We start from the raw sequence: 17,810 nt of genomic DNA, 5'->3' as shown, positions 1-17,810 counted from the left end.
TGTGCCGCCGCTTACAGGGAAGCGAAAAGAAAAGAAGCCGACACCGTCGAGTGGATCAGGTGCCGCCGAGCGTACTGCCGCCGCTGGCGCCCGGAACACCAGGCGTCAGCTTGCTGGCGCCACTGATGATCTGGCTGAGGAAGTTCTGGTCCTTGCCGCCGGTCGGCGTGGTGCGCGAGATGAAGTCGAACACCTTGCCGTCCTTCAGGCCGTAATTGGCGATCTGGGTGACGCGCCCGTCATCGCCAAAATAGACCGCCAGCACATGCTGGTCGACTAGCCGCGGCTTGTCGAAGGCGACATAGCGCTTGCGCGTCTGCGAAATGTAATAAAAGGCCTCGTTGTCGAAGGTCGCCTTCGTCGAGGGAGTGCCGAGCGCCAGCAGCACCTGTTCGCGGCTCGAGCCGACCGGCACCAGGTCGATCGCCTGCTGGTCGATGACGTAGCCCTGCGTCAGCGTCTCGCTCGGATTGAGATCGCCGATCATCTTGGACGAATTGCAGGCGGAAAGCGCCGCAGCGATCACCAGCAGCGAAACCGCACCGGCGGGCCTAGGCAGGAAAGTCGACTTGAATTTCAGCGCGCGCAACTACAACTCCATAAGCTGGCCGCAACTTGCGCTGGGCCGCAAAACCGGTAAACCAGCTTGCTTGCCGATGCAACAAGGCCACTTCAACAAACGGTCCCGGGAGACCACCCTCAAATGTTCCAGCGCCTCTTTGGCCGCGAACGTCACGCCAACCGCGCCATCACCGAGGCGCTTTACGCACAAATCGTGGCGGCGGCGCGGCAACCGGTGTTTTATTCCGCCTGGAACGTGCCGGACACGCCGCTCGGCCGCTTCGAGATGCTGTCGTTGCACATGTTCCTGTTCCAGCACCGGTTGCGCGGCGAGGGCGGTGCTGCGGCAGAGGTTGCGCAGGTGCTGATCGACGAGTTCTTCATGGATGTCGAACATTCGTTGCGGGAATTGGGCATTGGCGACGTCGGCGTGCCGAAGCGAATGCGGAAACTGGCGAAGATGTTCTATGGCCGTACCGCCGCCTATGACGATGCGCTGAAACGAAATGACCATGATGCGCTTGCCGCCGCCCTTTCCCGCAATGTCAGGCCGGATGCCGGCGCCTGGCCGCAAGCGTCGCAACTGGCACTCTATGCCGCCGATGCATCAAGGCAACTCACGCAACAGCCGACCGAATCGATCGTTTCCGGCACGGTGGCATTTCCAGTGGCCAACTCTGAGCGAAGGCAGGCCGAATGAAGGCGGCGAAGTGGAGGCGAAGATGAAACATCCTGATACCCACAGCCCAGTGTCATTCCTGGCAAATGTCGCCCGGATGCCGCAAAAAGGGCTGCCGGTGGTGATCGATGCCGACGCCGGGCAGCGCGCCATACTGGCCGTCGAGCATGAGCTGCTTTCGGTCGAGAACTATCGCGCCGAACTTCTGATCGAGCCGTGGAAGCGCAATGGGGTGAAAGTCAGCGGCCATGTCGAGGCCGATATAACGCAGGCCTGCATCGTCACTCTCGACCCGGTCGAGGCGCATATCGACGAGCCGGTCGAGGCGCTGTTCCTGCCGGAACAATCCAAGCTCGGGCGGCAAGGTTTCGACGGTGGCGGTGAGATCCTGCTCGACGCCGAAGGGCCGGACAGCCCGGAAACCTTTTCCGGCGACGCGATCGACGTCGGGGCGCTTGCCGAACAGTTCTTTGGCTTGGCGATCGATCCCTATCCGCGCAAGCCGGGTGTGTCGCTGGAGGCCGCCGGCGATGCCGAGCCTGTGGAGAATGAATTCCAGCAAAAGCTCAGATCACTGCTGGGAAAATCCTGATGGCTGACCCAATTTGAGAAAAGTTGGTTGTGCGGCAGCCCAAAACCGTTATTTTCGCCGAACCTTCGCGAGCCCCGTACCTTGGCAAGCCCGCTGGCCAAGCAACCGTGAGATGAACACCGCGTGATCAGGATTTCCATCGATGCCATGGGCGGCGATCACGGGCCAAGCGTGGTCATCCCGGCGCTCATGACTGTCGCCACCCGCCGTCCGGACATACGCTTCGTCATCTATGGGCGCGAAGAAGCGGTAAGGCCTGAACTCGCCAAATTCCCCAAGCTAGCGGAGGTGAGCGAGTTCATCCACTGCGAGATCGCAGTCCGGATGGACGACAAGCCGAGCCAGGCACTGCGCCATGGCCGCTGGAAGTCATCGATGTGGAAAGCCGTCGAAGCGGTCAAGGCAGGCACGGCGGACGCCTGCATCTCGGCTGGCAATACCGGCGCACTGATGGCGATGTCCAGATTCTGCCTTCGCACCATGGCGACCATCGACCGCCCGGCGATTGCGGCGCTCTGGCCGACATTGCGCGGCGAAAGCGTGGTGCTGGACGTCGGCGCAACCATCGGTGCGGATGCGCATCAACTGGTTGATTTTGCCATTCTGGGTACCGGCATGGCGCGCTCGGTTTTCGGCATCGAACGGCCGAGCGTCGGCCTGCTCAATGTCGGCGTCGAGGAGATCAAGGGTCAGGAGGAGGTCAAGGAAGCAGGCCGTATGCTGCGCGAGGCCAACATGGCCTCGATGAACTACCATGGCTTTGTCGAGGGTGACGACATCGGCAAGGGCAGTGTCGACGTCGTCGTTACCGAAGGATTTGCCGGCAATATCGCGCTCAAGACGGCGGAAGGCACGGTCAGGCAGATCGCCGGCTACCTGCGCGCCGCGATGAACCGGACACTGATGGCCAGGATCGGCTATATCTTCGCCAAGACCGCCTTCGATCGCCTGCGCGAGAAGATGGATGTCGGCCGCTCCAATGGCGGCGTCTTCCTGGGATTGAACGGCATCGTGGTGAAAAGCCATGGCGGGGCTGATTCGGATGGCTTCGCTGCGGCGATCGAGCTCGGCTACGACATGGTGCGCAACAATCTGCTTGACCGCATCGAGGCCGATCTCGACCTGTTCCATGCCCGCAATCCGAATGCCCAGACAATCCGGAAATCCGACGTCGTCATCGACGCAAAGGAATAGGAAAGAGCATTGATCAGATCAGTCGTGCGCGGCACGGGCGCCGCGCTGCCCCGCCGCATTATGAAGAATGCCGATTTTGAAGGCATGGTCGAGACCTCGGACGAATGGATCGTCCAGCGTACCGGTATTCGCCAGCGCCACATTGCGGCCGACGACGAGACGACGGCCTCTCTGGGTGAGGCGGCAGCGCGCGCAGCCCTCGACAGCGCCGGCCTGACGGCTGACGACATCGACCTGATCGTGCTGGCGACCTCGACGCCCAACAACACCTTTCCCGCGACCGCAGTCGAGATCCAGAACCGGCTCGGCATGCACCACGGTTTTGCCTTCGACCTGCAGGCGGTCTGCTCGGGTTTTGTCTATGCGGTGACGACCGCCGACCTCTATATCCGCGGCGGCTTGGCCAGACGGGTGCTGGTGATCGGCTCGGAAACGTTTTCGCGCATTCTCGACTGGAACGACCGCTCGACCTGCGTTTTGTTCGGCGACGGCGCCGGCGCGATAGTGCTGGAAGCAGGCACGGGGGCAGGCGGCATCGCCGACCGAGGCGTTCTGGCGGCCAGCCTGCGCTCCGACGGCATCCACAAGGACAAGCTTTTTGTCGACGGTGGGCCGTCGACTACCGGAACGGTCGGGCACCTCAGGATGGAAGGCCGCGAAGTGTTCAAGCATGCGGTCGGCATGATCACCGACGTCATCGAGGCGACGTTCGCACAGGCCGGCATCAGCGCCGCTGATCTCGACTGGTTCGTGCCGCATCAAGCCAATAAACGAATTATTGATGCTTCGGCCAAAAAGCTCGGGATAGAGGAGCGGAAGGTGGTGGTGACCGTCGATTTGCACGGTAACACATCGGCTGCTTCCGTGCCGCTGGCACTATCCGCGGCCGTCGCCGACGGCCGCATCAAAAAGGGTGACCTGGTGCTGCTTGAGGCGATGGGCGGCGGCTTCACCTGGGGCGCCGTCCTGCTGCGTTGGTAAGTGCCGAACTAACGGGTTCGGGTCCTTGACCTTGACGGATCAATTACTTAGGTTCTGCCGTTGCTTGTATCGATTTTATTTTTTGAGCTGATGGGACGGTTCGTATGGGGGGAAAGACACTTACGCGCGCCGACCTCGCCGAAGCCGTTTACCGCAAGGTTGGGCTGTCGCGTACTGAATCGGCCGAGCTTGTCGAGGCGGTGCTGAATGAGATCTGCGAGGCGATCGTTCGCGGTGAGACGGTGAAACTGTCGTCCTTCGCGACCTTCCATGTCCGTTCCAAGAACGAACGCATCGGGCGCAATCCCAAGACCGGTGAGGAAGTGCCGATCCTGCCGCGCCGGGTGATGACCTTCAAGTCATCGAACGTGCTGAAGAACCGCATCCTGCGCTCCCATCAAAACAGCAAGGCCAAGGGCAGCAAGTAGATTCCCGATCTCCCTTGCCGAGAATCCATGCTTCAGGCTTCGGTTGAAAAACGAAGCCTGCTTTTACGCCGGGCTTGAATATTGTTTCATAAACCGCTGAAATAAGATGCGATTCGGCAGGCCGGATCGGTATTTGGGTGTGATCCGCCCCGGTGGACGGAAAAGATGCTCTCTTTGTTTTACCGTGATGTTGCCCAAAAACCGGTCCCCGCCTTTCGCGATCATGCTCTAGCGTGAGGATTCGCCCATGGACAAGAGCCCCGATGCTTTCCGCACCATCAGCGAGGTCGCGGAGGATCTGGATTTGCCGCAGCACGTGCTGCGCTTCTGGGAGACGCGTTTCAACCAGATCAAGCCGATGAAGCGCGGCGGCGGCCGCCGCTACTACCGGCCGCAGGACGTCGAGCTGATCAAGGGCATTCGCCACATGCTCTACGATCAGGGCTATACGATCAAGGGCGTACAGAAGCTGTTGCGCGAGAACGGCAACCAGTTTTTGATCGCCGTCGGCAATGGCGACATGGCGGCGGTCGAGGCGATCTCGCAGCGCCGGCAGGCTGACGCGGTACCGCTGACGCAAGCGGCGCAGCCGCGCGGCCCGGACGACGAGATGCTGGTCGGCCAACCGAGGGTGAAACCCAGCCGTCGTTTTTTCGGCATCGGCAAGACCGACGAGGAAGGCCCGGTTCCGCCGGACACGTCAAAACTTTCCCGTGATAATCGCGCATTGCTGCAGGAGGCGCTGTTCGACCTGCTCGAATGCAAGCGCCTGCTCGATCAGGTTCGCTAAAGCCCGCCGGGGCTGGCCGGAACGGTCTTCGGGGTCATGCGTTAGGCTTCCTTCTGCAGATGAAGGAACCACGTCATGGCATCGCTTTCGAGCATCTCCGACACCGATCTGAACAAGCAGGTCGCGGCCCTGACCAGGGAACTGGCCACTTTGAAGAAAGCCGTGTTGAAGCGGGGCGGCGCCTATTACGAAGACGGTCGCGATACCGCGTCGGACTATTATTCGGATATCGCCGAGCGTCTCGGCGACACCTTGCCGGCAATCAGAAGGCAAGGTCGGGCGATCGAGAAGACCGCCCGTGATCACCCGGCGACGGCGGCCGCTGTCGGGCTGGTTCTGGTCGGGCTGGTCGCCAGTCTCTTCCTCGGTGGCCGGCAGCAAAAAGCGCCGCGAGCGCGTTCAAGGTAGAGGAAATGCGGTGGTCAGCGGGACCGCCGCCATTTCGTCGACGCGGCAAACCCGGCAAGCTGGCCGCCCTTGATCAAAGACCAAGAACGCCTGCTTGCCGGCTGTCTGTCCCAAGGCGTTTTCAGTACTTCTTCGCCACGACCTTCTTGTGATGATGGCGATAGTGGTGGACGCGGTGATGGTAGTGATGGCGGTGATGCTTCTTGACGGTGGTGTGCATCGTCGCTGCACTCGCGCTGCTCGCGCCGATGATCGGCATCGAAAGGGCAAGTGCGATTGCAAGTCCAAGGGCGGAGAGAAGAGACTTCTTCATGACATCGTTTCCTTTTTGCGCAGGGCGAATTTGAGCGTCACCGATTCAGGTCGGTGACTCGAGCACTGCGGTCAGGACTATCGCCTTGGAGTTTTTCGGCAGTTTTTCCGGCCTGTAGAATTTTGTTTCCGAACTGTGTCTGCCGACGATCAAGCCAGATATGAGCGCGCCGGCATCCGCCATTCATTCCGGCGTCGGTTCACGATGCCGTGACGCTATCTTTGATGCTTGGCAAATCACCGGCGAGCGGGCATTCTCCCGATCGTCTCAGGCAACAACATGATTTGATCTAACTCTTTCATCCCACGGAGTTGCCAATGCCCCAAATAGCAAAACGCGAACCTTACTCCGAATTGGCGGCGAGCGCGGTTACGCCTGAACGCAGTGCCGTCCGAACCGCCCGGGAAGCCCGTGGATACAGCATCGAAGAGCTGTCCCTGGCGTGCGGGCTGGCAGCCTATGAGATTGCCGACATCGAAAGCGGCAAGGATGCCGATCCTTCGAAACGTCGGCGTATTGCCTCCGCGCTTCAGCTTCCGGAAAGCGCTCTGTTCGACGAAGCCGTGTTGCCTGCGAAAAGGCGGTCCGTGTCGTAGCGGCGTGCCATGCGTTTATTCGACGAGCTCGCCATGGGTTGCCCTGGCGAGCTTCGTTTTCCGGCCACGTAGCGGACTTGCCGGCCGCCACGGCGACGCGAGACGGAAATCGCCGGAGATGAGCCTCGAATCCGTTCGCGCTTTCTTCGTCGCCCACGCGCCCGAAATCGACGTCATCGTTACGCAAGCCAGCTCGGCGACGGTGCCTCTGGCTGCCGAAGCGCATGGCGTAGCGCCGGCGCAGATTGCCAAGACGATCTGCCTGCGCGCCGGCGACCAGACGATGCTGATCGTGGCCAGCGGCATCTCCAGGCTGGACAATCGCAAATTCAAGGACCGGTTCGGCGGCAAGGCGCGAATGCTGGATGCCGAGCAGGTGCTCGCCGCGACCGGTCATCCCGTCGGTGGGGTGTGCCCGTTCGGCCTACCGGCACCGCTCCCGGTGTACTGCGACGTCTCGCTGCGCGCCTTTGACGAGGTCGTCCCCGCCGCAGGCGCGACGAACGCCGCCGTCCGGCTCAGCCCGCAACGCATGGCCGAACTCGTCGACGCCGAGTGGGTGGATGTCTGCCAGTAGCCCTTTATCCGGGTCGTGGGATCCGGTGAGCGTTACCGCTATTCGGTCTTCTGTGGCTCTTCTTTCTTGATCGTCTGAGCGTCCGCGGCTGTCGACATATCGGCCTTCTCGACGCTCGCTGTCCTCGTCTGCGTGTCGACCGATGCCTGGACCTTTGAATGCGCGGGGCAATCCGCAGAGGCAGCGGATATGGACAGGGTCAGTGCGGCGGCTGTTGCGAGGAATGTCTTCATGATCATTCTCCTCTTTCATTGGATATTCGTTGGGAAGATTAGCCCGTCTGGCACCGACCGCAAAATCACATTTGTTCACGCGCGCCCTTGCGTGCACGGAAGCCTACGCTGGACCAATAGTTCAAATGGTTGCGCGGATAGCCGCTTGCCGTATCAAAACCCACTGCCTCCGGCCGGAGGATTTTTGGCGTAAAAAATCTCGCCGCTCAGGGCCAGTCTCAAATCTTCGGCGCTGAGCTGACCACTTTCGAACAAATCCATCACCCTGCGGCCGAGCACTTCTCTGCCTGGATCGCCGTCAGCGAGGCCTAGTTCACGGCATCGGGCATCAAGTGCTTTGGCCAACATGGTCAGCTCGGCAGGACAGGTAGCTCCTTGAAGCGACATTGCATCTCTCCCGAAAAGGCCGAAAGGGCGTGTCATCTTCGAAGCGTCCGCTCGCCCTTACAACTGCGGACGACGGCAATTCAACTAGAGCCAACCTTTTTCGAACTCAACATTCGAACGTATTAAAAACGCCGCCCGCGCTCCAATGGGAGGATCCTGCTACAATACGGTATGGCCGTCCGTATAGCGGTTGTCCTAATGCTTCTTTTCGCCTTCGCCTACGGTTTCGCAAAACTCGTGGAACATTATGGCAGCGTTGGCGACAGGCCCTCTCCGTGTGAAGAATTGCCCTATCCTGATTGTCCTGACCCAAAAGCTCCGGGAAGAAACTAAGCCTTGAGCAGGTGCTTGTTTGTAGGCGGCCTCATGGCCATGGCACCGGAGTTCGCCCACCGCCAGCGGAACAACAAGTCTTTCGGCTCGTTTAGGTAAGTAGCCCCGCACGGAAGCATCAAGCACCGTAGCGGAAGGTTGCCTCGCTGGAGGATTGCTATATGGGAAAGCAACTTTTATCTGCTGCGACAGGAATCTTTCTTTTCGTAGGTATCGGAACCGCCGCTGCTCAGGACGTCATCATTCAGCCTGAGCAAGACACGGTGATCCGGGAGTATGTAAAGAAGAAGCCGGTAGCATCCCTGAGCCTTCCCGGTGTTGAGCTCAACATTGGCACCGCTCTGCCCGACACAGTCGAGCTTTACGAAGTGCCGGACGTTCAGTACCGCTATGTAGTCGTCGAGGGACGAACCGTCCTGGTTGATCCAGGTACCCGCAAAATTGTTAAGATCTACGATTGATTTTCTGCCTGAAGCCCGCCGTGCCGAAAAAGCGGCGGGCTTGTTTGCGTTCAGCCGCCAATCGCGGTAGCGGACGATGCGCTCGCGTCCTCACGGAAACCGGCGGGGTGAGCTGCCACGTTTCGTTCCCAGGCCGCCAGCATCCAGGTTGGGTTCTTCATGCTTGCTGCCATTGATCCTTCCGGCATTCCCGCAAGCAACGAGGGCCGGGCACGTTGCGCTTGCTCGACTTTCCTGACCCCGTCGCTGCCGCCCTGAAAAAGTTTCAGGCCAAGCCGGCCGCCGGCGTTGAACCAGTTCGTTCCAACCGCCGGTTGGTGGACGCGCTACCGCTCATGCGCCTAATGTCGACTTGATCCGCGCGCACCTGGCAAGCCCGCCCACCCGAGTCCCCCGCCTGGTGCAACAGCGCTTGATCGGCCCCGCCGTACTTCATGTGCGGCGGGTTTTTATTTACTCGATGGAACAACCCGGCCGGCGCGACGGTTCATCTCAACGCAGCAAGTCCCTCCTCATAAGAATTGCGGCCAGATCGGGTTGCACCGATCTGCCCGCGTCCTTCTCCCGGAAGGCGCGAGCTTTTTGCATGCTGGTTTGGGCTATTCCACATTGACCTGGCGAGCGAAGCCCTTGGTCGAAATCGTGTTGCGCTGGCTGCAATGCGGCTATTCTGTATGGCCAGTTGGGGGAACTGGCTAAGCCTTTGGATTTAATGGTCGGAGTGGCCGGATTCGAACCGACGACCCCTTGACCCCCAGTCAAGTGCGCTACCGGGCTGCGCTACACTCCGGACCGGTCGCGATGTATCGTGATAGACTGGGTCCGGTCAACCGAATTCGGCTGCTGTCCGGCCTGAAGCAACAGCAACGGAGGTTGCGGGCGCCGCGCCGCCCGCAACTGCCACTGATGGCGGTATTCCAGCGCGATGGCGCCCCAGATCAGGCCGAGCAGCAGGTAGACATGCCGCCAGTGGTCGATGTCGATGAAGGTGCCGAGCCCGATATTGCCGATGAAGGCGACATAGGCGCATAGTAGATAAGGCTGCCAGGGCCGGTCGCGCAGCAGAATGAGGAAGCCGGCGGCGATCGTCCAGCACGTCAGCGTCAGGAACGACACGAAGCCGAGCCACCCGTAATCCATCAGCATCTTCAGCCAGATGTCGTGCGTGTCCTCGCCGAACATCTTGCCGAATACGAGCGGGCCGATGCCGAACGGATGCTCCAGCGCCATCTGAAAGCCGATCGTGTAGCGGGCGAAGCGGCCGAGGCGGGCGGTGTCGTAGCTTTGTTCGAGTTGCGCGCGATTCGAGAACATCTCCGCCACGCCAGGCAGTTGCAGGATGACGATCATCGCAATGACCAGCAGTCCGACGGCGGCGATGGTCATGACGACGACGCGCAGCCGGAATTTGCCGCTGGCGCTCTGCAGGAACAAGGCCCCGGTCAGCAGGATCGCCGAAACGGCGAACATGCCCCAGGCGCCGCGCGAAAAAGAAAAGAAGATGCCGGCGGTGATGATCAGCAGCGGCACCGCCAATAGAGGCATGCGCGCGATCGAGCCGGTAAGCAGCAGATAGAGCAGGTAGATGCCCGGCAGCACCAGGAACGGCCCGAACACGTTCGGGTCCTGGAAGGCGCCGGCGGCACGGTCGTATTTGGTGAAGATCTCCGCTCCTGGAAAGGCATGGAAATAGCCGGCTATGCCGACCAGCGAAGTCAGCACTGCCGACACGACATAAGCGACGAAGATCACGCGGTAGAGACTGGGCTGGACGGCCGTTACGGAAGCGAAGAAAACCGCAGTGAGGGTCAGGAACAGCGAGACGGCGAGATAGAGCGGCGTGGCGGCGAGGTCCGGCATCTGCGTCATCGAGATCATTCCGCCGATGTTCATGATCATCAGCAGCACCAGAAGTGGCACCGCCGCGCGCTGTATGCGCATGCCGAACAAGGGCCACACCACGATCAGCCCGATCATATAGAGGTCGTATGGCGCCGGCTCGGCAATAACGAAACCGGACAGGAAGACGCCGAGGAAAACTGCCCCTGACGCAATCAGCGCAATGAGCTTGGCGTTGACCGCCGCCGCCGGCAATTCGTAGGCCGTCGCGCTCAATACGCATTTTCCGTGTTGAGCAGGCGGATCGGCGTCAGGAACAGGATTCTCAGGTCGAACAACAGCGACCAGTTCTCGATGTAATAGAGGTCGTATTCCGTGCGCATGCGGATCTTCTCGTTGGTGTCCATCTCGCCGCGCCAGCCATTGATCTGAGCCCAGCCGGTCACGCCGGGCTTGACCTTGTGTCGGGCGAAATAGCCGTCGACCACCTCATTGTAGAGAAGGTTGTGCGACTGCGCGGCAATGGCGTGCGGGCGCGGCCCGACCAGCGACAGCGAACCGAACAGCGAATTGAAGAACTGCGGCAATTCGTCGATCGAGGTCTTGCGGATGAAGCGGCCGACGCGGGTGACGCGCGGATCGTTCTTGGTCACGGTCTGCTTCGCCGTCGGGTCCGCCTTGTCGGTGTACATCGAACGGAACTTATAGACGTCGATGATTTCGTTGTTGAAGCCGTGCCGCTTCTGGTGGAACAGCACCGGGCCCTTGCTGTCGAGTTTGATCGCGATCGCGGTCGCCAGCATCACCGGCGAGAACACGATGATGCCGATGATCGAAAAGACGATGTCAAAGGCGCGTTTCGCGACCGAATCCCAGTCGTTGATAGGCTTGTCGAAGATATCGAGCATCGGCACCGAGCCGATGTAGGAATAGGCGCGCGGCCTGAACTGCAGCGCATTCGAATGCGCCGACAGCCGGATGTCGACCGGCAGCACCCACAGCTTCTTCAACAGTTGCAGCACGCGCGATTCGGCGGTCAGCGGCAGCGAAACGATCAGCATGTCGATGCGTGCGATGCGGGCAAATTCAATGAGCTCGGAAATCGTGCCGAGCTTGGGATAGCCGGCGACAACCGGCGGCGAACGCTTGTCACCACGATCGTCGAAGATGCCGCAGATGCGGATGTCGTTGTAGGGCTGCTTTTCGACCGAGCGGATCAGCACCTCCGCCGCCTTGCCGCCGCCGACGATGACGGCGCGGCGCTCCATCCGCCCGTCGCGCGCCCAGCGCCGGATCAGCTTCGACATCACCAGCCGGAGACCCAGGATCAGCACGAAGCCAATAACGAACCACGTGCCGAAGAGCAGGCGCGAATAGTCTTCCGACATTTTCATGGTGAAGGCGGTGAGCGCCATCAAGGCGAAGGTTCCAGCCCAGACCAGTAGGAGGCGGCCGAAATTGGCGATCGGCCGCATCAGCGCGACGATCTGGTAGCAGTCGGTGACGTCGAGCAAAACGACCGCGAGGAACGAGGTGGCGGCGATCGTCAGCGAGTATTGCCAGGCAAGATAGCTGAAAAAGCCGACATAGTAGAAATAGACGGCAAGACCCGACACCAACAGCAGCGCGAATTCCGCCATGCGCAGGACGCCGCTGACCATGATCGGCGACATCGTATCGCGCCGGTATTGCGAGGCGACCTGGCGGGCAACGTCGTTCATGCCGCCGGCCGTGTTGTTCTCGGCAGGGGCGTCGAATTTGCGCACCGCGTCTAGCGAAAAACGGCGCGCGGGGTCGATTTCGTTCATGGGGCGTCCGTAGGTTTCCCTCAGGTGAATAGCAAAAGAGAGCTAAGAAACCCTTGAAACAACAGATGGCTTTGGAGACGCTTTCACCGGGGGCCTTTTGCAGCCGAGTGGATATCAGTTGCTCTACTGTTTGAGCGCGGCGAAATAGGCCTTTTCGATTTCGGCGGCCATTACATCCGCGCCGAACCGTGCTTTGAGGTCGGCGGCACCGGGCATCAGGCCTTTGTAGGCGTCGAGATCGGCCAGAGCGGCGCTTATCTTGTCGCCAAGTTCGCGCGGGTCGGGCCGGATCAGCGCAGGGGAGCCGGTGTCGAAGATTTCCGGTATGCCCCCGACCGACGTCGCGATTAGCGGCTTGCCGGCGGCAAGCGTTTCCAGAACGATATAAGGCATGGCTTCCGCGCGCGAGGGAACGACGACCAGCTTGGCCAGCGTGAAGGCGAGCCTGGCTGGCATCGGCGGCAGGAAGCTGACCTCGAGGCCGAGCTGATCTACCTTGGCGCGATAGCGCGGCAGGTCGTCGCCGTCGCCGACCATCAGCGCTTTCAATGGGCGACCGAGCCGTGTTGCGGCTCGCCCCAGCGCATCGATGAAGATGTCCGGGCCCTTGAGGTCGCGCATCATGCCGATATAGAGGAGGTCGACGGCATTGTGCTCGGTCTGCACCGGCTCGAACTCGGCGGCGCGCAGGCCGTTGTGTACGAGAGCGTTCGGAATGGGCGGCTCGCCGACCTTCCTGCGATAAGTCCGCCGCTCATAATCGGAAACAAATAGCAGGCAATCGGTGAAGCGAGCCATGAAGCGTTCGAGCGCGAAGAACAGCTTCCCCATCGCCGTGGTTTCGTCATAGTGCAGTGAGCCGCCATGCGGCGAATAAAGGCGGGCTACGCGAGACCTGGATACCCGCAACAATGAGCCGAACAGACGGGCATAGGCGCCACCTTTGGCGCCATGCCCGTGCAGCACGTCCGGCCGCAATTCTTTTATGATCCTATAGGTGCGTCGGGCCGAAGCGAGATCGCCTGGCCCGACATGCCGCTGCATCGGTGTGCGATGAATGCCGAGCGCCAGGCTGCCTTTCATCTGTTCGAACAGCCGTTCCTCGAAATCGCCGCCAGTCGTCGAATCGCAGACGATGCCGACGGCATGGCCGGCGGCGACCTGAGCCTCGGTCAGGTCGCGCACATGCCGGAAGATGCCTCCGACGGGTGAGCGAAAGCAGTGGACGATCCTGAGTGTGTCCGCCACTTGGTCAGCACATCAAAACAGGCGTTCGCGAACATAGACTGTGTCGCCGGGCAACAGCGGGTCGGAGGTCACCACGCGTCCGGTTATAACCTTGCCGTTGATGTCGCGGGTAATGTCGACGCTTTCCTGGTTGGCGCGTGGCGTGAAGCCGCCGGCGATGGCGATGGCTTTCTGCACGGTCAGGCCCGGAACGTAGGAATATTGGCCCGCCGCGCCCACTTCACCCATGACGAAGATCGGCCGGTAGCGATCGATTTCGACCGAAACGTCAGGATCGCGCAAATAGCCCTGGCGCAGTTTCTCGGCGATCTCGCCCTCGAGTTGCTGGGCGGTGTGGCCGCGCGCCGGCACGTTGCCGACGAGCGGCAGCGAGAGATAGCCGGATTGGTCGACGCTGTAGGTGTTGGTCAATCCTTCCTGCTCGAACACGGTGACGCGGACGCGGTCGCCGGCACCGAGGCGATAGGGCTGGTCGAGCACTTCATGGAAGGCGGCCGGCGTCGGCCGGTAGCTTGAGCAGCCCGAAAGCATCGATACGGCAAGCAGCGCGCGGAAAAGGGGAGCAGTGCTTTTCATGAGCGGACACGTACCTTTGAATAGCCGGCGACTCTGCGGCAAACCTTAACGATCGAGCTCGGTTATCATCCTGTTAGGGTTAATGGCCGGTAAAGGCGCGCGGCCGATGCGGGCCCGATCGACAAATGCAGATGGTTTTCAGCCTCTTGTTTGCGGCTTGTTAGCAGAGCCTAACAGGTGCTTACCGCGTTATTAACGGCTGAGTTACCATAGTTGTTTACGGTGCATGCTGACTCAGTACCGGAGCAGGGATGCATGTCCGTTCAATCCGCGGCCGCAGATGTCGACGTCGATCTCAGGCAGCTTTTCGCCAGCCTGGCGCGAAACTGGCTGCGCATCCTTGTCGTCGCGCTGGCTGTAACCGGCCTGGCCTTTGCGCTCGCCTGGCTTGCAACGCCCGAATACAAGGCGGCAGCCAAGCTGGAGATCGGGCCTCGAGAATCGGAGTTCACGCGGCCAGCCGGTGCCAACGGCAACGAGCGGTCGATTCCCGACGAAGAGGCTGTGGCCACCGAGGTCCAGATCATTTCGTCCCCTGACATCCTCAAACAGGTGGCGGCGAAGCTCAACCTCGCGAAATTGCCCGAATTCGACGAGGCGCTGAAGATGTCGGCGCTGAGCCGCACCCTTGTCCTCGTTGGCTTGAAAAGCGATCCCTTCGAGATTCCGCTGGAAGAGCGCGTGCTGGACGCAATGCATGACAAGCTCAACGTCTATGGCGTTGAAAAAACCCGCGCGATCGCTATCGAGTTCTCGTCAGAGGATCCACAGCTTGCCGCCGCAATCCCGAACGCCATCGCAAACGCCTATATCGCCTCCAAGGGCAACGCCAAGCTCGAATCGAATTCCGCCGCCACCGACTTTCTGGCGCCGGAAATCGCGGACCTGCAGAACCGGGTGAAGGAGGCGGAGGCCAAGGTTGCCGCATTCCGTGCGCAGTCCGATCTTTTGATGGGCGGCAACAATTCGGTGCTTGCCACCCAGCAGCTGTCCGAATTGTCGAGCGAACTGTCACGGGTACGCGCCAACCGCGCTTCGGCGGAAGCGACCGCCGACAGTGTGCGCAGGGCGTTGCGCAATGGCGGCTCGCTGGATGCCGTTCCAGAGGTGTTGTCTTCCGACCTGATCCAGCGCCTGCGCGAGCGGCAAGTCGAACTCAAGAACAACATCGCCGACCTTTCCACCACCTTGCTCGACAATCATCCGCGCATCCGTGCGCTGAAGTCGCAGCTCGCCGATCTCGACCGCCAGATCCGCAACGAAGCGGAAAAGATCATGAAGGGTCTGATGGCGCAGGCCGAGACGGCGAAGGCACGAGAGGCTCAACTCGTGGCCGACGTCAACACCCTGAAGGCGGCGTCCGCCCGCGCCGGCGAAGAGCAGGTGGAACTCGATGCCCTGCAGCGCGATGCCGCGACCAAGCGCCAGCAACTCGATCTCTACTCGTCCAGCTATCTCCAGGCGGCCGCACGCAAGGATCGTAACTACCTGCCTGTCGACGCTCGCCTATTTTCGGAGGCCCGGGCGCCGACCGAACCCTATTTCCCCAAGATTGGTCCGATTGTCGGTGCGGCCTTTGTCGGCTCGTTGCTCCTCATGGCGATCGTCACGTTGCTGCAGGAACTGTTTTCCGGCCGCGCCATGCGTCCGGCCGCCGGTGCCCATTTCGAACGCATCGAGCAGGTTGCGATGCCGGCTGTCCAGGCCGAACGCGTAGTGGCCGAGCCCGGCCCGCCGGTTGCCCGGCCCGAACCGACAGTCGCCGTGATCGACCAGCTCGGTGAGTCCGACAACAGTGTCACTGAAACCAAACTGGAGCCGGAACCCGTCGCCGTGGCGGAAGCGGCTGCCGAGAAAATCGAACCGGAGTACTCTGAGATGGCTGCTGCAGACATTGAACCGGCACGTTCCACCCTCGGTGAGGTCGACATCGACAAGGCCGCGGAAAAACTGATCGCCACCGGTGCCGCCCGCGCCATATTCGTGTCGCCGGAAGGCGACGAGGCGGCTGCCTCGGCGGTGCTGGTGGCGCGCGCAGTCTCTGACGCCGGGCTACGCGTGCTGCTGCTTGATCTCACCGCTTCGGGTGCTGCCTCGCGGCCGATGCTGGACAGCGGGCTGTTTCCGGGCATCACCGATCTGCTCGCCTCGCAAGCGCAGTTCAGCGATGTGATCCACCCCGATCTCTATTCGGACTGCCACGTGATTCCCGTCGGCACAGCCGATCCGGTCCGTGCCATGCGCGCCGCCGACCGGCTGCCGATCATCATGCAGTCGCTGACCACCGCCTATGACCTGGTCGTTGTCGAATGCGGGCCAGCGGACGCGCAAGGCATCAGCCGCCTAGTGGGCGAGGGCACCGAGGTGCTGCTCTCCATGCTGGAGCCGGACGACGAGGTGACGCAAGCCGCAGTCGCGCTCATCGAGAGCGGCTATCCCGACCTGACGCTGGTCACGCCAATCGGCCATGTGGCGCCGGGGCCAATGCCGGGGCGGCGCTCGGCCGCCTGAGGCAGTTTTCTCAAATCGAAATCAGCTGTCGTCTTCGCCTGCGGCCGGTGCTGTCTGTCCCACAGCCTTGCGGCGCAGCAGCTTGGTCAGCTTCCAGACCATTGGGCTGTGCTTGATGAATGCTTTCAGGCTTGCGCCGTGCCTGAGCGCAAGCGCCAGCGCGCGGCCCTTCAGCGTCAGCGGAACCAGCACCTCGAAATGCTGCGTTTCGACATCGCACCACAATCGCTTATAGGGTTCGTCGCCGACTGAGAAATCATAGATTTCAAAACCCGTCTCGCAGGCTTCCTGGATGTTCTCGAAGAACAGGAAGTCGCCGGGGCTGGTGTGTGCGAGGTCGTCCTCGGCGATCGCCCCGAATTCGCAGATCAGCCGCTTGCCCGAGCGGCTCGACCCGGTGACCGCACGAAGCTTGCCGGCGACTTCCAGCCCATGCAGCACGAAGCACGGGTTTTCCTCTTGAAGCGCTTCGGCAAACAGCGAGCGGAAAAAAGCGCGCACCTCCGCTTCACCGAAAACATTGACGATGCCCATCTTGCGGAAGCGGAATTCCTTCATCTCGAAAAAGGCGTCGAGCAGCCTGTTCACCTCGTCCGCAGTCCTCGCCTCGATGCGACGATAGCTGCCGACGGCCTCGAACTTGCGCGCCTGCGAGCGATGCTTCTTGCGCCTGCGCTTGCCGCTCACGCGGGTGAGCAGTGCATCAAACCCTCCGACAAGACCGGCGGCCAGCGACAGATTGGGGCTCGAAAAACGCGGCAAGGCGGAGAGCGGGTTGGCAACGCCGTCGAGATCAGGCAGCAGCCGCTCTAGCGCGACAAGATCGATGTCGCGCCGCGCCTTGGCAATCGCGGCCAGCATCGAACGGATCGCCGCGATATCGGCATTCGCCAGCCATTGCAGGTCGGCAGCGGCAAAATTGCCGTTGGCATGGCGCCCGCCCATGAAGCGCGCAACGCGGAATGCTCCGCTGCGGGTGACCTCCAGCGCCAGCGAGAAAACCGGCCTGTCGTCGGCGCGCAGCGTCGCAACGACAACGTCGGCGCCGGTATGTGCGGCCCAGTTCAGGATCCAGCCTGCGCTCTGCGCCGGGGCAAAAAGCGCCGAACGGCAGAATTCGGCGTACGCCGCCAGCGCCGCACTATCGGCAACCGAGGTCGACAGGCCGGCTTTGCCGGCCGGCAAGGCACACGGCGACGCCTCGCTGCTTGCCAGCCGATTGCCGTCAAATGACGCGGTGGCGTCAACCATACCTCAATCCTTAGGGCGTATTCGTCGCGATTGGGGGTCCGCGC

General features: G+C 61.4%; 20 protein-coding genes and 1 tRNA gene. 11 read left to right on the top strand and 10 right to left on the bottom strand.

Annotated elements, in window-relative coordinates:
* Positions 1–55 precede the first annotated feature (55 nt).
* On the bottom strand, positions 56–589 hold the full coding sequence (locus NKI50_RS21870) for an outer membrane protein assembly factor BamE (RefSeq protein ID WP_023717287.1): 534 nt from the start codon (positions 587–589) through the stop codon (positions 56–58).
* 114 nt (positions 590–703) lie between these two features.
* Between NKI50_RS21870 and NKI50_RS21865 the strand changes: the two genes are divergently transcribed.
* From NKI50_RS21865 to NKI50_RS21835, 7 genes are all read left to right on the top strand, one after another.
* On the top strand, positions 704–1,261 hold the full coding sequence (locus tag NKI50_RS21865; RefSeq protein WP_023717288.1) for a ubiquinol-cytochrome C chaperone family protein: 558 nt from the start codon (positions 704–706) through the stop codon (positions 1,259–1,261).
* A 22-nt stretch (positions 1,262–1,283) separates the two neighbouring features.
* Positions 1,284–1,832 carry a YceD family protein gene (locus tag NKI50_RS21860; protein ID WP_023717289.1) on the top strand — a complete coding sequence of 183 codons (549 nt, stop codon included), beginning with the start codon at positions 1,284–1,286 and terminating at the stop codon, positions 1,830–1,832.
* Between the two features lie 123 nt (positions 1,833–1,955).
* Positions 1,956–3,026, top strand: coding sequence for a phosphate acyltransferase PlsX (plsX, locus tag NKI50_RS21855; RefSeq protein ID WP_352481224.1), 1,071 nt, complete (start codon positions 1,956–1,958; stop codon positions 3,024–3,026).
* Positions 3,027–3,035: 9 nt separating this feature from the next.
* Complete coding sequence (locus NKI50_RS21850) at positions 3,036–4,007, top strand: beta-ketoacyl-ACP synthase III (protein ID WP_023717291.1); 972 nt, start codon at positions 3,036–3,038, stop codon at positions 4,005–4,007.
* A 104-nt stretch (positions 4,008–4,111) separates the two neighbouring features.
* Complete coding sequence (locus NKI50_RS21845; RefSeq protein ID WP_023717292.1) at positions 4,112–4,435, top strand: integration host factor subunit alpha; 324 nt, start codon at positions 4,112–4,114, stop codon at positions 4,433–4,435.
* 247 nt (positions 4,436–4,682) lie between these two features.
* The gene (locus NKI50_RS21840; protein WP_023717293.1) at positions 4,683–5,225 is read left to right on the top strand and encodes a MerR family transcriptional regulator; all 543 of its coding nucleotides are present in this window, start codon (positions 4,683–4,685) and stop codon (positions 5,223–5,225) included.
* Between the two features lie 75 nt (positions 5,226–5,300).
* Positions 5,301–5,633, top strand: a complete 333-nt coding sequence (locus NKI50_RS21835; RefSeq protein WP_023717294.1) for a hypothetical protein — start codon at positions 5,301–5,303, stop codon at positions 5,631–5,633.
* 121 nt (positions 5,634–5,754) lie between these two features.
* Here NKI50_RS21835 and NKI50_RS21830 read toward each other — a convergent pair whose 3' ends face one another.
* On the bottom strand, positions 5,755–5,946 hold the full coding sequence (locus NKI50_RS21830; protein WP_023717295.1) for a hypothetical protein: 192 nt from the start codon (positions 5,944–5,946) through the stop codon (positions 5,755–5,757).
* Positions 5,947–6,263: 317 nt separating this feature from the next.
* Here NKI50_RS21830 and NKI50_RS21825 point away from each other — a divergent pair, with 317 nt between their 5' ends.
* On the top strand, positions 6,264–6,542 hold the full coding sequence (locus NKI50_RS21825; RefSeq protein WP_023674515.1) for a helix-turn-helix domain-containing protein: 279 nt from the start codon (positions 6,264–6,266) through the stop codon (positions 6,540–6,542).
* 118 nt (positions 6,543–6,660) lie between these two features.
* A complete protein-coding gene (locus NKI50_RS21820) occupies positions 6,661–7,119 on the top strand; it encodes a YbaK/EbsC family protein (RefSeq protein WP_023717299.1) in 459 nt (152 codons plus the stop codon).
* A 38-nt stretch (positions 7,120–7,157) separates the two neighbouring features.
* Here the strand turns inward: NKI50_RS21820 and NKI50_RS21815 are convergent, their stop codons facing one another.
* Positions 7,158–7,352, bottom strand: coding sequence for a hypothetical protein (locus tag NKI50_RS21815; protein ID WP_023717300.1), 195 nt, complete (start codon positions 7,350–7,352; stop codon positions 7,158–7,160).
* A gap of 153 nt (positions 7,353–7,505) precedes the next feature.
* Positions 7,506–7,739, bottom strand: coding sequence for a hypothetical protein (locus NKI50_RS21810; protein ID WP_031193496.1), 234 nt, complete (start codon positions 7,737–7,739; stop codon positions 7,506–7,508).
* A 494-nt stretch (positions 7,740–8,233) separates the two neighbouring features.
* Here NKI50_RS21810 and NKI50_RS21805 point away from each other — a divergent pair, with 494 nt between their 5' ends.
* Entirely contained in the window at positions 8,234–8,533 is a 300-nt protein-coding gene (locus NKI50_RS21805; protein WP_023717301.1) for a DUF1236 domain-containing protein, read from the top strand.
* A gap of 713 nt (positions 8,534–9,246) precedes the next feature.
* On the opposite strand, the gene NKI50_RS21800 is transcribed toward NKI50_RS21805, so the two are convergent.
* The 5 genes from NKI50_RS21800 to NKI50_RS21780 form a co-directional block, all read right to left on the bottom strand.
* Positions 9,247–9,323: transfer RNA gene (locus tag NKI50_RS21800), tRNA-Pro, on the bottom strand.
* Entirely contained in the window at positions 9,314–10,648 is a 1,335-nt protein-coding gene (locus NKI50_RS21795) for an O-antigen ligase family protein (protein ID WP_352640065.1), read from the bottom strand. Before NKI50_RS21795 ends, NKI50_RS21800 begins: the two co-directional genes overlap by 10 nt.
* The gene (locus tag NKI50_RS21790; RefSeq protein WP_352481219.1) at positions 10,645–12,180 is read right to left on the bottom strand and encodes an undecaprenyl-phosphate glucose phosphotransferase; all 1,536 of its coding nucleotides are present in this window, start codon (positions 12,178–12,180) and stop codon (positions 10,645–10,647) included. The genes NKI50_RS21795 and NKI50_RS21790 overlap by 4 nt, the downstream gene beginning before the upstream one ends.
* 123 nt (positions 12,181–12,303) lie before the next feature.
* Positions 12,304–13,428, bottom strand: a complete 1,125-nt coding sequence (locus tag NKI50_RS21785; protein ID WP_352640066.1) for a glycosyltransferase family 4 protein — start codon at positions 13,426–13,428, stop codon at positions 12,304–12,306.
* A gap of 12 nt (positions 13,429–13,440) precedes the next feature.
* The gene (locus NKI50_RS21780; RefSeq protein WP_023717305.1) at positions 13,441–14,004 is read right to left on the bottom strand and encodes a polysaccharide biosynthesis/export family protein; all 564 of its coding nucleotides are present in this window, start codon (positions 14,002–14,004) and stop codon (positions 13,441–13,443) included.
* A 255-nt stretch (positions 14,005–14,259) separates the two neighbouring features.
* Here NKI50_RS21780 and NKI50_RS21775 point away from each other — a divergent pair, with 255 nt between their 5' ends.
* Entirely contained in the window at positions 14,260–16,515 is a 2,256-nt protein-coding gene (locus NKI50_RS21775) for a GumC family protein (protein WP_352717539.1), read from the top strand.
* Positions 16,516–16,536: 21 nt separating this feature from the next.
* Here the strand turns inward: NKI50_RS21775 and NKI50_RS21770 are convergent, their stop codons facing one another.
* On the bottom strand, positions 16,537–17,766 hold the full coding sequence (locus tag NKI50_RS21770; protein ID WP_352717537.1) for a GNAT family N-acetyltransferase: 1,230 nt from the start codon (positions 17,764–17,766) through the stop codon (positions 16,537–16,539).
* Between the last annotated feature and the right edge of the window lie 44 nt (positions 17,767–17,810).

The organism is Mesorhizobium sp. M0563 (genome assembly GCF_040321065.1).
Lineage (GTDB): Bacteria > Pseudomonadota > Alphaproteobacteria > Rhizobiales > Rhizobiaceae > Mesorhizobium.
Note: the sequence above shows the minus strand (reverse complement) of the source record. Positions and strands in the feature narration are given on the sequence as shown.

Bases quoted from the DNA above. Each gene is read 5' to 3' on its own strand.
- NKI50_RS21865 (WP_023717288.1), top strand. From the start codon at position 704: ATGTTCCAGCGCCTCTTTGGCCGCGAACGTCACGCCAACCGCGCCATC.
- NKI50_RS21860 (WP_023717289.1), top strand. From the start codon at position 1,284: ATGAAACATCCTGATACCCACAGCCCAGTGTCATTCCTGGCAAATGTC.
- NKI50_RS21845 (WP_023717292.1), top strand. From the start codon at position 4,112: ATGGGGGGAAAGACACTTACGCGCGCCGACCTCGCCGAAGCCGTTTAC.
- NKI50_RS21840 (WP_023717293.1), top strand. From the start codon at position 4,683: ATGGACAAGAGCCCCGATGCTTTCCGCACCATCAGCGAGGTCGCGGAG.
- NKI50_RS21835 (WP_023717294.1), top strand. From the start codon at position 5,301: ATGGCATCGCTTTCGAGCATCTCCGACACCGATCTGAACAAGCAGGTC.
- NKI50_RS21830 (WP_023717295.1), bottom strand. From the start codon at position 5,946: ATGAAGAAGTCTCTTCTCTCCGCCCTTGGACTTGCAATCGCACTTGCC.
- NKI50_RS21825 (WP_023674515.1), top strand. From the start codon at position 6,264: ATGCCCCAAATAGCAAAACGCGAACCTTACTCCGAATTGGCGGCGAGC.
- NKI50_RS21820 (WP_023717299.1), top strand. From the start codon at position 6,661: ATGAGCCTCGAATCCGTTCGCGCTTTCTTCGTCGCCCACGCGCCCGAA.
- NKI50_RS21815 (WP_023717300.1), bottom strand. From the start codon at position 7,352: ATGAAGACATTCCTCGCAACAGCCGCCGCACTGACCCTGTCCATATCC.
- NKI50_RS21810 (WP_031193496.1), bottom strand. From the start codon at position 7,739: ATGTCGCTTCAAGGAGCTACCTGTCCTGCCGAGCTGACCATGTTGGCC.
- NKI50_RS21805 (WP_023717301.1), top strand. From the start codon at position 8,234: ATGGGAAAGCAACTTTTATCTGCTGCGACAGGAATCTTTCTTTTCGTA.
- NKI50_RS21790 (WP_352481219.1), bottom strand. From the start codon at position 12,180: ATGAACGAAATCGACCCCGCGCGCCGTTTTTCGCTAGACGCGGTGCGC.
- NKI50_RS21780 (WP_023717305.1), bottom strand. From the start codon at position 14,004: ATGAAAAGCACTGCTCCCCTTTTCCGCGCGCTGCTTGCCGTATCGATG.
- NKI50_RS21775 (WP_352717539.1), top strand. From the start codon at position 14,260: ATGTCCGTTCAATCCGCGGCCGCAGATGTCGACGTCGATCTCAGGCAG.
- NKI50_RS21770 (WP_352717537.1), bottom strand. From the start codon at position 17,766: ATGGTTGACGCCACCGCGTCATTTGACGGCAATCGGCTGGCAAGCAGC.